General features: G+C 45.3%; 9 protein-coding genes, 2 tRNA genes and 1 riboswitch. Of the genes, 6 read left to right on the top strand and 5 right to left on the bottom strand.

Annotated elements, in window-relative coordinates; all coding sequences use genetic code 11:
- Positions 1-40: 40 nt before the first annotated feature.
- The gene (locus PRU_RS15800; protein ID WP_143040167.1) at positions 41-265 is read right to left on the bottom strand and encodes a hypothetical protein; all 225 of its coding nucleotides are present in this window, start codon (positions 263-265) and stop codon (positions 41-43) included.
- 56 nt (positions 266-321) lie between these two features.
- Between PRU_RS15800 and PRU_RS04670 the strand changes: the two genes are divergently transcribed.
- The 6 genes from PRU_RS04670 to PRU_RS04645 all read left to right on the top strand — a co-directional run bounded on the left by PRU_RS04670 (position 322) and on the right by PRU_RS04645 (position 10,871).
- Positions 322-741: an N-acetylmuramoyl-L-alanine amidase gene (locus tag PRU_RS04670; protein WP_013065279.1), complete on the top strand. Its 420-nt coding sequence runs from the start codon at positions 322-324 to the stop codon at positions 739-741.
- Between the two features lie 12 nt (positions 742-753).
- On the top strand, positions 754-1,338 hold the full coding sequence (locus PRU_RS04665) for a hypothetical protein (protein ID WP_143040168.1): 585 nt from the start codon (positions 754-756) through the stop codon (positions 1,336-1,338).
- Positions 1,339-1,585: 247 nt separating this feature from the next.
- Positions 1,586-2,935 (top strand): hypothetical protein, encoded by a 1,350-nt coding sequence (locus PRU_RS04660; RefSeq protein ID WP_013063093.1) that lies wholly within the window; start codon positions 1,586-1,588, stop codon positions 2,933-2,935.
- 686 nt (positions 2,936-3,621) lie between these two features.
- Positions 3,622-3,732: riboswitch (SAM-I-IV-variant riboswitch) on the top strand.
- Positions 3,728-4,141 carry a hypothetical protein gene (locus tag PRU_RS04655; RefSeq protein ID WP_013063789.1) on the top strand — a complete coding sequence of 138 codons (414 nt, stop codon included), beginning with the start codon at positions 3,728-3,730 and terminating at the stop codon, positions 4,139-4,141. Its footprint overlaps the riboswitch before it by 5 nt.
- 740 nt (positions 4,142-4,881) lie before the next feature.
- On the top strand, positions 4,882-8,904 hold the full coding sequence (locus tag PRU_RS04650) for a phage tail tape measure protein (RefSeq protein ID WP_013064222.1): 4,023 nt from the start codon (positions 4,882-4,884) through the stop codon (positions 8,902-8,904).
- A gap of 17 nt (positions 8,905-8,921) precedes the next feature.
- Positions 8,922-10,871 (top strand): hypothetical protein, encoded by a 1,950-nt coding sequence (locus tag PRU_RS04645; protein ID WP_013065424.1) that lies wholly within the window; start codon positions 8,922-8,924, stop codon positions 10,869-10,871.
- Here the strand turns inward: PRU_RS04645 and PRU_RS04640 are convergent.
- The 4 genes from PRU_RS04640 to PRU_RS04625 form a co-directional block, all read right to left on the bottom strand.
- A complete protein-coding gene (locus PRU_RS04640) occupies positions 10,864-12,009 on the bottom strand; it encodes a tyrosine-type recombinase/integrase (protein ID WP_013063568.1) in 1,146 nt (381 codons plus the stop codon). The two genes, PRU_RS04645 and PRU_RS04640, sit on opposite strands and share 8 nt — an antisense overlap.
- Before the next feature lie 301 nt (positions 12,010-12,310).
- Positions 12,311-12,383: transfer RNA gene (locus PRU_RS04635), tRNA-Lys, on the bottom strand.
- Positions 12,384-12,425: 42 nt separating this feature from the next.
- Positions 12,426-12,498: transfer RNA gene (locus tag PRU_RS04630), tRNA-Lys, on the bottom strand.
- A gap of 114 nt (positions 12,499-12,612) precedes the next feature.
- Positions 12,613-14,097, bottom strand: coding sequence for a DUF5687 family protein (locus tag PRU_RS04625; RefSeq protein WP_013064186.1), 1,485 nt, complete (start codon positions 14,095-14,097; stop codon positions 12,613-12,615).

The following is a 14,097-nucleotide window of genomic DNA, read 5'->3' as shown; positions in this document are numbered from 1 at the left end:
TCCAATAGAATATTGTCTTTTTTTAAATCAAATATGCTTCCTACCTTTGCACCATCGAAATATAATCCAACACAACATGACCAAAGAAACTAGAACTGACATCCAAATCTATTCGGCAATCGCGATGCTCATCGCAGGAGTCGCACTCGCCACAGCGGGCTTCATCGTAGCACCAACTGGTGTCATCTCTGACTCCGTACTCCTTTTCTTCGCACAGTGTCTGATATACGCAGGCTCTATCTTTGGTGTAAGTATCTATATTCACACCAAGTTTGCCGAACTAAAATCTAAGTTCGATACAATAGAGGAGGGAGGAAACCAATGAGAGAGATAAATAGGATTATCTGCCACTGCACAGCTACGCCCGAAGGCCGAGTCCAGACTGTCGAAGATATCAGACGTATGCACGTCAAGGACAATCACTGGTCCCACATCGGATATCACTATCTGATATACCTCGACGGCACCATCCATCAATGCCTGGATGAGTCCATCCCTGGCATACACTGCTCTGGTTACAATAAGCACTCCATCGCAGTATGCTATGTCGGCGGTTGCGCTAGAGACGCTAAGCTTACCGAGAAGGATACCCGAACACCAGCCCAGAAGGAAGCATTCGTGAAGATCCTGACGGAACTTCACAAACGCTACCCACAAGCCACTCTTCATGGCCACCGCGAATTCGCAGCCAAGGCCTGTCCTTCGTTCAATGTTCACGAGTATGACTACATCTTTAAATAGACAACACAAAATATGAAATACTTTTCTCGCTCACTTTACTCTGTTATTTTGTTTTCATTTTGTCTGTCACTTGCCGCTTGTAAGACAGTGCGCACGTCCGAAAAGGCGGTAAGTGCAAGTGAGACGGCAGCCGTGACGGCATCCCGTCTCACTTTTTACCGCACAATCGATTCGCTCTCCAGACAGTTTTCCTTGTCTGCAGACAGCATCTCAATGATATTCTTTAATGAGTCTCAGGAGTTTCCAACAGCGTTTCCATCAGCGATAGAAAGCTGGTTGGAAACTCCCTCTGACTCACTCACTCCACAAGTCCCCAATAGCCATCAGCGCCCACGAGACGCTTCGCGTCCCGTCCTCGCTTCGCCTTTCCCAAAGTCTCTCCACATCTACGGACTACACCTCGGTGCAAGCACCAAGGAGAAGTCCGTCACCGCCACCGATTTGAAGGACAGCGTAGCAGTAGCCACCCAGTCCCAAAAGTTCAAATCGGCAAAAGCGGACAAGTCCGCTCCTGCATCAGCTCACGAATACATCGCTCTCATTTTCATCTTTACTATTGTCCTATATATAATTCATCGGTTCCGCATTTCTGCTTAATAAAAACAATCATATTCTTTCTACGCTTGGCCATTTATCATTTCATAAATTTTCATCTATTTGTAGTTTCCTCTGTAAATTTTGTCCTATGATTTGTTTAATTATATAAAATCTTATAATGAATAATAGATCTTTAAAAAATATCCTAAAATATGAAATAGTATAAAATTTCTATCATATTTTTGGATTAATATATTTATTTTCCAAAAAAAAAAGCTATCTTTGACCCATAAAAATTCTTAGTGGTATGATTCTAATAAATAATCAAGAGGTAATAGAAGTTTCTAATTATACGGATTTTTATGAACAAATAAAGGAATATGATTTTATAGCTGATGATGTTCCTTTTGTTGAAATTGAACATAAAAAAAATAATTTTATTTGTTCATTAGGTTACATAAATATCAACACGAAAGAAAAGGTAGAGGTGGAGATAATGATAGGTAATATAAAGATTTCTAAGATAACTATTAAAGTAAACAAGAGAGAGTCTCCATATGGCGATCCTAATAGTTATATCATTTTTTATAGTTATTCTATTCATACGTCTATTTATGATTCCGACTATCAAAGTAATAAATGGAAGAAACCGATAGAGCATATTTTCGATGTAAATCAATCTATATTTTTTAAGGATGGTAAAAAAGAATCCGGTATAAAGAGCCCAATACATTTTCTCTTTTCTAATGTTATTCCAGAGATAAATGAAATATTAGACAAAGGTATTATTACACATAATATAAATTTCCAATATTGGGATCGGAAAATAAATGAGTTAACAGATAGTTCTTCTTTTGTAGATAAAGAAGCTTTAAGGAAAAGCCATTCAATAAATATAAGGAATGTTTTATCTATGGTTTATAATTTGGAAGTAAATGTCAGAGATGATCTTGATATTTGGTCGGTTGAACATAAAGAATGCACTGTCAAATTCTATGGAAACAAAAATGTTTTGCCAAATTTGTATTTGGCAAATATGTTGGAAGTTATTACTAATTCAAGCATTAAAATAGTAACTATTGAAAAAACTGTTCAATACATTGGAACAATCAAAAACCTCCCCAAGTATTATATGTATGACTTAGAAGCTTTTAAAAGATATCTTCAAAGAAAATTGTATCTTCAACTATTTCTTAAGTTTAATCAAGAAAAAGCGATAGAAGGCTTCAAGTATAAAGTTCCAATAGGGATATGTAAGGATTATATTATTGAAGACAAAGATATTCGCAATCTAATGAATTTTATTTTAAGTCTTAAAGTCACTTGCTTTGAAGACGGCAATTACAGAGCTGGTAGAGACGATTATGGGTGGTATGAATATACTGTCTTATTTTCTGCAGAATCAGAATTTAGGCCTTCAGAATCTTTAGTAAGTATTATTAATAAAACATTAAATATTAAATTGGAATATCTGGAGAGTGATTTCTGTTATTATTGTCAATATAGGACAAAGTCAGAGCCCATTGCGGGGATGGCAAAGAGAAGAGAGTGCGACTCTAAAGATCTTCTTAAATCCTATTTATTCGATTTGTTGGAGAAAATTATACCATTACTAAAAACAGATGAGGGTAGAAAATATTTACTAGGTTCAAATTGAAATAAATTCCAATCCAACAGTACAGTTCGAACTCATTTCCAAAACAAAGGGAATCTTGCGGCATAAGTATCCTTATACCACTCATCCTTGCAGTAAACCCACTCACAATCTCCTGCGTTCCTTCAATAATCATTCATAGAAACGAAGTTCTAAGTCTATCAAGTCCCGTGTCCTCTCCTAGCCGCTGGCACTCAGCCGAAAGAGGCAGCGCATAAAGCCCTGCCACATTCGGCTATCATCAATAAGCAGGAGTGAATCAAATTCACCCCAGCCTCTTTTTTACCGCACATCCGTGAGCACCCAGCCCACACACCCCTGCGTGCTTTCATATCTGCGATATGCTTTTTGTATGCCTGAGGTGGGCTGGCCACTTGTTACATGACACTCTGGAGAGCGAAGGTGCTGCTAATGCGGCATACGGCAACGCTTCAAAATAGAGAGAATGTGCAAGCACATACACACTGTTTTGCCACAAGTGGACAGCGATTGCTGTATGTCGCGCAGCACCTACGCACTCCTGCCGTTTTCATTCCACAAATGGCTTACAGCTCACCACAGGCACACAAAAATCTGTACTTAAAAGTCCAGCAAGCGCTTGCCAACACTAAGCCTACGGCTCACTCTAAAAATACATTTCCTTCAAAACATTTGTTCATTCCGAATAAAATCCATACCTTTGCAGCAGAAAATTGCATCAAGAGTGGCACAATTTGCCCACCAACCGGCCAACTGTCGTAGGCATCGGTGGTAAAATGATGTGAGTGAGATTGTTTAACCCACTAAAAATTTACGATGATGGAAATCAGAAAGATTGAAAAAAGTGATTTAGTATTGTTCCCACGCCTACAGAAGCCTGGGCTAAAGCCTAAGCATGTTGCCTTCGAGTCCTTCAAGGCAGAGTTGAAACACATCGAAGGACATGGTTCCTATTGGCTCCTGTACCAGCAGGACAAGCCGCACCTTGTCGTGCACGTGCAGTTGCCAAAAAGCGAAGCCGAGTTTGATAACATCCTCGGTTGGTGTCTTGGTCAGAACAAATGGTGTGATTACATCGAGGCCGACCTCTCTTTCATCTGTGTCATTGCAGGTTACAATGCAGAAGAGCTAACACCAAAGTATCCAGACTTCTTCAAAGAGCGTGTTTACGCACTCTACAATTCTGTTTACTGGTGGTACAAGTACGGCAAAGCCATGCTAAAACAGTAGTTCCAGCCGAAAGAGGCAGCGCATAAAGCCCAGCCACATTCGGCTCTGGAGGCAAGCAGGAGAGAACAGTCAACAGAAAAGTCAGGGGCACGTTAAGGCTCTGGTGAGCCAACACTCTGCCTCTGATTTTCTTTATGCCTGTTCACCCCTGCCCAGTACCGCACATCCGTGCGCCAGGGCGGACACACATCGGCTATGATTTCAATCAAAGATTGAGGTCAAGCCGAAGAGTGTCTGATTCGCCCATTCCACAAGTACGCCACGCAACCCTTTGCCAAGTCAAAGGGATTTCGTGTCGCACCTGTGGCTCAGTACCGCACATTCGTCATTTTAGCTGAATTTCAAGGGCTTTTGAGCCTATGCGCAACTTCGGGGGCTTTCTTAACAATATCCGACTTCAAGCCCCATTTTCTTAACATCTGTTTACATATTCCGCTTCTTCTGAGCGTTGGGAGCGGGAGGCGAGGGCAGGGCGCGTGGGGGGTGTCTATCCCGACGGGTTAAGGGCACAGCCCTTAACAATCCCGTAAGTCATTGATTATCAGCAACCGAAAGGGTTATTAACTTAACTATTTTCAGTTTTAACAAATAACTGTGGGATAATCAATGAAAAGTGCCTGATGTGCGCCCCATACCTTCACCCAGTCAAGTCTCAGGCATGGGCATCAGACACGTCTTTTCACATAAACACGCACGAAACTATATTTGCACTTGTAAATCCATATTTAAACTTGTAAATCATGTCATCAATCAACACAAACGCAACTGTCACCCTGACTGTCAACGGCAAACAGGCGCAGGATATGCTGGACAACCTCAAAAAGAAATCACAAGACCTGGAACATGCTATCGAGAACGCAGCAAAAGCGGGTAACAAGGTAGAACTCAAACGACTTCAGAAGGAACTGAAGCAGACCAACCGGCAGATAACCCAGATAGAGAGTGCTACTGCCGGCGTGGAGAAGGTCCTGAAGAACCTCGACAGAGCAACACCCAAGGAACTGAACAAGACACTAGCCACTCTCAAGAAGCAGCTCAACGGTATCGAACGAGGTACAGAGCAGTGGTACCGGCAGGCGGAAGCCATCAAACGGGTAAAAGCGGAACTCGCCAAGGTCAACACCGAGCTGACCGTTGGCGAGGGATTCTGGGACCGCTTCAACCGTAAGATGAACGACTGGCAGACCACACTCATGGGCATGATAGCTGCTGCAACAGGTATCATTATGGCCGGCCGTTCCGCTGTGAAAGCCTATGCGGACATCGACGCAGAGATGGCTAATGTCCGCAAGTTCACGGGCATGGCCAAGGAACAAGTCGAGGACCTGAACGAGGAATTCAAGAAGATGGACACACGCTCCAGCCGTGAACAGCTGAACATCCTTGCAGAGGAAGCGGGTAAACTGGGCAAGCAGTCGAAAGAGGATATCATGGGATTCGTGAAAGCGGCTGACCAGATCAATGTCGCACTCGACGAGCTCGGCGACGGGGCCACACTCACACTCTCCAAACTGACCAACATCTTCGGCGACGAAGAGCGTTTAGGCACAGAAAAAGCGTTGCTGTCTGTTGGTTCTGTCATCAACGAGCTCTCACAGAACTGCACCGCATCAGCTCCATACCTGGCCAACTTCGCCAAGCGTATGGCAGGCGTAGGTGCCCAGGCAGAAATGACCATCCCACAGATTATGGGTCTGGCCGCTGTCCTCGACTCTCAGGGACAGGCCGTTGAGATGTCGGCCACAGCTGTCTCGAAGCTGATCATGGACATGTTCAAGCAGCAGGATAAGATTATTAAGGCTACGGGCATGAATGCGGAGAAGTTCAAGCAGACGCTGGCCAAGGGAACAAACGAGGGCCTGCTGATGCTCCTAGACACGCTCGACAAACTGGGTAACATCGACGTTCTGGCACCCATTTTCAAGGATATGGGAGAAAACGGTGCCCGAGTTGCTCAGGTCATATCTGCGTTGGCAGGTAATTTGGATATGATTCGTTGGGAACAGTCGGAAGCAGCGAAGGCTTTCAAGGAAGCAACATCGGTCACCAAGGAATACAACGTACAGAACACTACGGTACAGGCCGGACTCGACAAGGCACGCAAGCGTGTCAAGGAAATGGCCATCGAACTGGGTGAAAAGCTGCAGCCCGTCATGCGTCACGTTCTGAGCAGTACAACACTCATACTGAAAGTTCTCTCTACGCTAGTAGATTTTATCCTGAAATACAAAGGCACACTCATCACACTTACTGCTGCTGTAGTGGGCTACTATACAGCCGTCAAACTGCAACATCTTTGGTCGCTCAGATACATTGCCGTCGCCAAACTGAAGGCTGCAGCAATAGCCATCGAAAACACGGCATTGGCAGCCTCTATCCTCAAACACAAGGTACTAAGAGGGGAAATCACCGCCGCTACAGCAGCACAGACATTCTTTAACAAGGTACTGAAGATGAACCCCATGGGTGTGGCCATCACAGCTATGACACTCCTGATTGGAATGTACGTGAAGTTTGCCAAATCAAGCAGCACGGCCGCTGCAGCTCAGAAGCGCCTGAAGGATATCAATGAGGAAGCCGACCGCAACACACGCGAGGAAATCAACCGCATTGAGCAGCTAAAACGTACGATAGAAAACGAGTCTCTATCTGTCAACAAGCGCCGCAAGGCCATCGAGGAGCTGCAACAGATCATACCTGACTACCACGCGAGCATCAGCGAGGAGGGCCAGCTCTATGGTCACAACATCAAGATCCTGAAAAACTATACGGAACAGCTGAAGAACTCTGCCAAAATCAAAGCCGCTTTAGACAAGCTGCCCGACGCTGAGCATCAGCGCGACGTGCATTTCAACGATGCGCCACATAACATCCAGGACGCCTATTTCAACGAAAAGCAGGGCCAGTCGGAATCGGAGGCCATCCGCAGCGCTAATGTAAGTCCTACTGCCTACAGGGCATGGAAGCTGCAACAGTCCCGTCTGGACAAGACGGTGACACAGTACAACAACATCATCGAATCCCTCACAGCGGACAATCAGCGCCTGGCAGACGAAGCGGAGAAGTTAGCAAAGGCCGAAGACCCAAAGAAGACCCCAACACCACCTCCCACTGACGACAGTAAAAAACAGGAGCGCTTCAAGGAGGAAAAGGACTGGAAAGCCAAGGAAGAAGCCCTCAATCGAATCAGTTATGCCACCGGTCAGCAGAACTACGAACAGTACCAGAAGCGCATTCTGGAAATCGAAATCGAATACCAGACGAAGATCCTACAACACAGCGACCTCACGGAAATAGAAAAGCTGGAGGCTCAGGCAGCATATGCAGAGGCTGAAAAGAAGCAATCGGAGCAGCATACAAAAATCACTGTGGAACAGGAGACACAGCTTTACAACGAAGCAATGTCCATCCAGAAGCAACGCTATATCGATGGGAAGATAGACCAGGAGATTTACCAGCAGTCAATGGAGCTCTTGGAATTGAATCACCTGAAGCGCATGACGTCGATCTATGAAGAGGGCACGACAGAATACACGCAGGCGCAGACCCAATATCAGGACAAACTCATTGCCGACCAGAAGCGACGCCAACAGGAGACGGAAGCCGCCGAGAAGAAGCATCAGGACCAACTGAAGAAAATCAAGGAGGAATATTTCGGGGACAGCCGCTCTGAGCGTACAAATAAGTATATGACCGACCTGGAAGCACTCAAAGTAGTCTATGACCTGGAGATACAAGCAGCCGACAACAACGCCCAAGAGAAACTGCGTATCGAAGAGGACTACCAGAAAGCGAAAAAGGCCCTGCGTAAGAAGTACGGCATCGACGAACTCGACGATAACAAGTCATTCCTCGAAGAATGGACCGACGCCACTCAGGAGTGGCTGCAATCAGATATGGGTAAGGCGGTCACTGGTTCCCTGGATGTCATCAGCTCCGGCATGAGCAGCATCTTCCAACAGATGTCTTCGCTCATTCAGGCCGAAGCGGATATACAAATCGCTGCCATCGAAAAGCGATACCAGGCGGAAATCTCCAACGCCGAAGGTAACAATTATATCGTGAAGAAACTTGAGAAGCAGAAGGAGCAGGAGGTGGCCAAGGTCAAGTCCGACGCGAACAAGAAAATGTTCAAGATGCAGGTGATGCAGGCCATCGCACAGACAGCTACTTCTGCCATCAATGCCTACAGCTCAGCGGCTGCAGTACCACTTATCGGTTACATCCTGGCACCAATCGCAGCAGCTTCGGCTGTAGCTGCAGGCATGCTACAGGTGGCTGCCATCAAGAAGCAGCAGGAGGCATCGGCCGCGCAGGGTTACGCCAAGGGTGGCTTCACCGGCGACGGCGGTAAATACGAGGTGGCCGGCATCGTACATAAAGGGGAGTGGGTGGCCAGTCAGGAGTTACTGCAGTCGCCCGTAGCCCGCCCGATGATTGAGGCTTTGGACTATGCCCAGCGAACGAACACCATCGGTTCATTACGCTCGGATGACGTTTCACGAAGTATCGTGGCTCCGAGCGTGTACGCACAGTCCGCACCATCATCGCCGACAGTTATCCTGCAGCCCACCCAGCAGCAGTCAGAACAGTCTGACAAGCAGATGAAGGAGTATGCCGATATCATGCGCCAGTTGAAGGATCGTCTCAGCGAACCTTTTGTGACAGTCAACACCGTCACTGGCGACACCGGCATCAAACAGGCCCAGGACGAATACGCCCAGCTCATCCGTAACAAATCACCCAAAAGTCGCAGGAAATAAAACATAAGCATTTCAATATGGAAATCATTATCAACGGCAAGATTGCCTATCTCAAAAAGAACACATCGTTTGAATATATCGCAGAGAACCCCTTGTTTACAGGCTCTGACAGCTATACACTATCCATCACTTTCCCGCTGAAAGGATGCCCGCAGAACATCGATATCTTCGGGCACCTTTATCGTCAGGACGTTTTGAAGAACAAGGTCGTATTCGACTGTGAAATCCGTGACAAACAGTTTTATAAAGCTGGTTGCATCACCATCACACAAATATCGGAAGTAGAAGTGAAGACACAGTTCCTGGAGGGCCGCAGCGAACAAAACTTCAACGATACTTTTGACAATATCTATTTGAACCAGCTCGATCTTGGCACACCATCAGAACGTAGTGCTGAGAATTACGATATTTCAACAGCTTGGGAAGCAAGCTATCCATTGGTTGATTATGTTGCTCTGCCATGGGTGAACAACACATCTGGAAATCTTCAGAACGCCGTTACAAAAGCCTCGGACGGCAGTTTCCAATGGGATAGCAAGCTCGCTAATCTCTCATTCCAGCCGTATCTGCTGTACATCCTGAAGAAAATCTGCAGCGCCATAAAGTATTCAGGTAGTTTCAACGTCATCAACAACAGTTATTGGAAATACCTTATTATTTGTAACACACTCCCTGCAGCATGGTCGCTAGCAAACTTCGCTGATGCCATGCCGCATTGGTCGCTCACTGAATTCTTCGAGCAATTGGAGCTGCTGATGGGTGGTGAGTTCACCATCAACCATAAGAACCACACTATCAGATTTGACTTCTCGCACAAGATTGCTCATAACATCAAATCGATGAAAATTGACCGTATCGTCAGCAAGTACTCTGTGGACGTGGCTCAGGAGGACAAATCGGACTACATCGCTTCGAAAAACATTGCCTATGCAGACAATGACAACCGCCTTTGGCCTTATCGCAGCTGCCAATGGTACATCGCTAAGAACAAAGACAGCGCCTTAAAATATAGCACGCTTACAGCATTACTCAACTTTGCCAAAACACTTAAGGAAAGCGGAATTTACATCACAGATGGAGGTTCACATAAGCGTTATTCACGAGGCTATCCGGCTGGTTCCGATGGTAACAAGCTCTTCTATGCCAAGGATGTAGATACCTATTTTATTATGTACTGCTACAAGTCAGAGTTATACGAAACAACACATATCGGTGGCCAGGATTATCATTGGTATAAGTACTACAACCGTTTGATGCCTATTAACCAGTTTGGTAAGTTATTCGTCAGTAAGGATGCAGAAGAAGTGGAATTGCAAATGGTTCCTGCCTGGATTGATGAAACAGAGGAAACCTTAGGTCCGTGCTTATTCCTGGAGTGTGGCGACCTGGGAAACGCTACGACATGGAACGAGGATACCTCTGGAGGTGGTTCCGTCGATACTGGCGATGGCAGCCGGATGGGAGGGCAGCGAACACGAGGTATTACAGGAAGTCGCGACGATGATAGGCAAGGCGATACAGAAACAGAATATGGCGACGGCGCTTTAGCGCAGAGTATGGCCGGAAAGACCATAGAAAAAGGGGATCAGAAAAAGGCAGAGGCTTATTTCGACAAGCTTTATGTGGCCTTCTGGGACGGCAATATCCGCACCTCAGGAAAGTTGCCTCGTCCGATTGTAGATAAGGTGGAGATAGACGATGACTTTTCCGCTGTAAAGCCCCCGTACTCACTGCGACTGGAGCCCAAGAAAGGTCTCGACGCGCAGAATATCCCATATCAATATACCTACAATATCGACAACAGGAAGAAGTATAGCTTCTCTTTCCTGGCTGACGAAATTCCTAATCCGCGAGCCGTCTTCTACATTGAAGGCAGCCGCTATATCTGTGAGAAAATAACAGCGACTTTCCATGAATCAACAGGAAAGTCGCAGTTACTCAAAGGTACATTCTATCGAATTATCTGAGTGTAGGGAGAATCTCGTTGACACTATCCTCTACATTCTTCTTCAGAATCTTAGCATAGATCTGAGTCGTTGCAATGTTCTTGTGTCCGAGCATTCTCTTTACTTTCTCGATGGGGATGCCATAAGTAAGCATAAGCGTAGCAAACGAGTGGCGACCGATATGACAGGTTACTTCGTTTCTAATATCCAATGTATCTTGGATGAGATGCAAATAATCATTCAACTTCTGATTGCTGATAATTGGCAACTTGAAGTCGTATTTTTCGAGCACGGCCAAAGCAGGTGGTAGGATAGGAGTGAAGAAGTTCGAACCGGTCTTCAGACGAGCACCGTCGATATAATAATAATCATCATGCAATTCTGTCATCGTTTTGAAGTTAAACAAGCACATGTCGCAATAAGCAAGTCCAGTATATGCCATGAAGACGAACAAATCTCTTGCGCGGTCTTTACGACCATAGAACTCTGCATCACGAATCTTGATGATTTCATTCTCAGTAAGTGGATGACGCTCCTTATTTGTGCCCTTTGGAAACTTTACATGGTCATAAGGGTCAATTGAAATAATCTCCTGTTGCCAAAGAATCTTTGTGTACTTGCGTACCTTCTTATGATACCCATTAATTGTATAATCAGTTCTGGTGTTTGGCTTTCTAAGCCAGGCATCATAAGCTCGGACATTGGCAGGTGTTAGATCAGCTAATGTATTGAGTAATCCAGACTCTTCAACACTTTTTAAAACGACCTTGATATCCTTAATAGAGTTCTGAGCCAGATTCTCTTGCTCCATATGTTTACGACAAAACTCCACGAAGCTCTGTCGCAAATCATTGCCATTGAAGAGCACTTTATCTTGATTAAGTCCCAGTTGCTCAAACTCTACATAGCGGTTGAAGTTGGATATTGTCATATCCTCCTTCAATAGTTCCATGGCTTTAATAACCTGTTCGTAGTGCTCCACCTTTGAGGTGATGCTGCGAGAGTTTGATACAGACATCCAATTCTCTGGCGATGCTGTACCAACAGTGATCCACTTGCGTTCACCTTCTTTCAGGTAAACACACAGTTCAATCTTACCAGTTCCTGTCTTGGCCGAGGCCTTCTTGCGGTCAAAGACCACTCTTACATGTTGTTTCATAATTTTGTTTTTTTGTGCAGCCACCGGAAGACTGGTAACAAAACTTTAGGTCAGTGGTAACAAGCGGTAACAAGCGGTAACAAATCCGCTCGTGGCCGGTAACAAAACTGGTAACAAAAAAATGTCCAGGTATGTCCAAGCCGTTCCAGTTAATTCCAAGTCTGTCCAAATGGACTGCGGGGTTCAACAATAACTTAAAATTATCGAACTGGCTTATCATAAGTAGGAGTTGGGGCATAAGTGCCTGGTTCCTAAACAAAAAGAGCAGACTTAAAAAGTCTGCTTCTTTTTTCTTCACTTGTACACCCGCAGAGGCTCGAACTCTGGACACCCTGATTAAGAGTCAGGTGCTCTACCAACTGAGCTACGGGTGCATCATTTTGGTGGCTTTTTAGGGCCTGTTTTCTTGCAAAAAGTACACCCGCAGAGGCTCGAACTCTGGACACCCTGATTAAGAGTCAGGTGCTCTACCAACTGAGCTACGGGTGCATCATTTTTTGCTTTGTATCAGCTCTCTTGCTGAATTGCGGGTGCAAAGGTACGACTATTTTTTGAAACCACCAAACTTTTTCGCGATTTTCTTTCAAAAAACTCAAAAAAAGCCTAGAAATCGCGTGTATTCATGAATCCTTCGAGGTTTTCATACCTTCTTTTCATCATTCTAGTGTAAATGTTGCGAATCCAAATGGGGTGTGCAATGATGAATGCCAAACCCACAATACACATAAAAATATAGGTATATGTAAGACCCACTAACAAATATCCGAGACCAGTAATGAGCACAGGACCAAAAAGTGCAAATAACTCGATGACCAACTGCATTCCATTTTCGAAGTTACCCTTAGCTGTTACCTTGAGTTGCAAAGGCAGAGTCTGCTTATTGTAAACCGCCAGCTGGAAGATGACGAAATGCAGGAATCCGGCCGTTAGCAACATGTAAGCAAACAGCATCAGTATGGTGTACTTGCCAGTGAAAACGGCAGGCAACATGATAACAAATGGAATAATGAGCACAGCGCTATAGAAAATGAACTTGGCACGCAGCAGGGCGATGATGTTTTCGCGGTGCATCATCAGCAGCTCGATATAGTTGCCTTCCTGACCCATAATCTTAATCAGGGCAGTTACGCCATAAAGGGCAAAACAGTACAGGCACCAGAAGTTCTGCATCAGCTCGCTGTCGTAAATAGTGGTATAAGCCACCAGCAGCGAGAAAGCAATCACGGCACACAGACTATAGATACAGCGTGTACGCATGGTTTTATTGCGGATGTTCGACTTAAGCTCGATTTTGAGATATTCACCAACCAATCCGAAGCGATTAAAGAATGCGAACTCTGACACATGCTTGAGTGCACGCTCGGTTTTCTTCGAGATTTCCTCGTACACAAAGATAAACTGCATGTGGCGGTTTACAAAGAACAAACCGCAGATAACCAGCAGCACGATAGGCAGTGCGTACCACGACAAACCTTGAGCAATAATCATATCTACCATTTTATCGAAGGTGTCGGCCTTTGGCGACAGCATCAGCGGTGTAAATGGCAGAGCGTAGAACACCAAACCAGGAATAAGCCACAGCACGCTGCGATTAATCAGTGTACGGAAGAACAGATAAATCTGACTGTTCAAGATCATGAGCAGCTCGCAGGTTACCAGCTCGAGCAGTACCAGTGCGAAGCTCTCGCCAGCAAACAGCTGGATGATAGAGTAGGGCACAAACATGCAAAGCCACAGCAGATTGTAGCCACTCACGTGCTCGCCAATCAAGAAACACTCGATGGCGGTATAGCGCGAAATGGGCTGCAGAATGTAGGGTTTAACCATCATGCCAGGTGTGGTTTGCACGATGAAACGCAGCAGGAAATCGATGGCCATATAAAAAGGCGCAAACGCCAGCATCATGCCAGCCTCGCCTTTGGCAGCCATACCAACTATGCAACCATACATAATAAGGTAAAGGGCAAACATGCCAGCACCAAAATAAATAAGTAGCTTGGCCCATTTATTCTGCTCGAAGGCAGGACTACGTTTATAACTCAGGTTAGTGTTCTTACGAAGCAGTCGGTACAGTTGAAATTTGTTCAT

It is taken from the genome of Xylanibacter ruminicola 23, from assembly GCF_000025925.1.
GTDB classification, from domain to species: domain Bacteria; phylum Bacteroidota; class Bacteroidia; order Bacteroidales; family Bacteroidaceae; genus Prevotella; species Prevotella ruminicola.
This window is presented reverse-complemented; position numbering and strand designations above follow the sequence as displayed.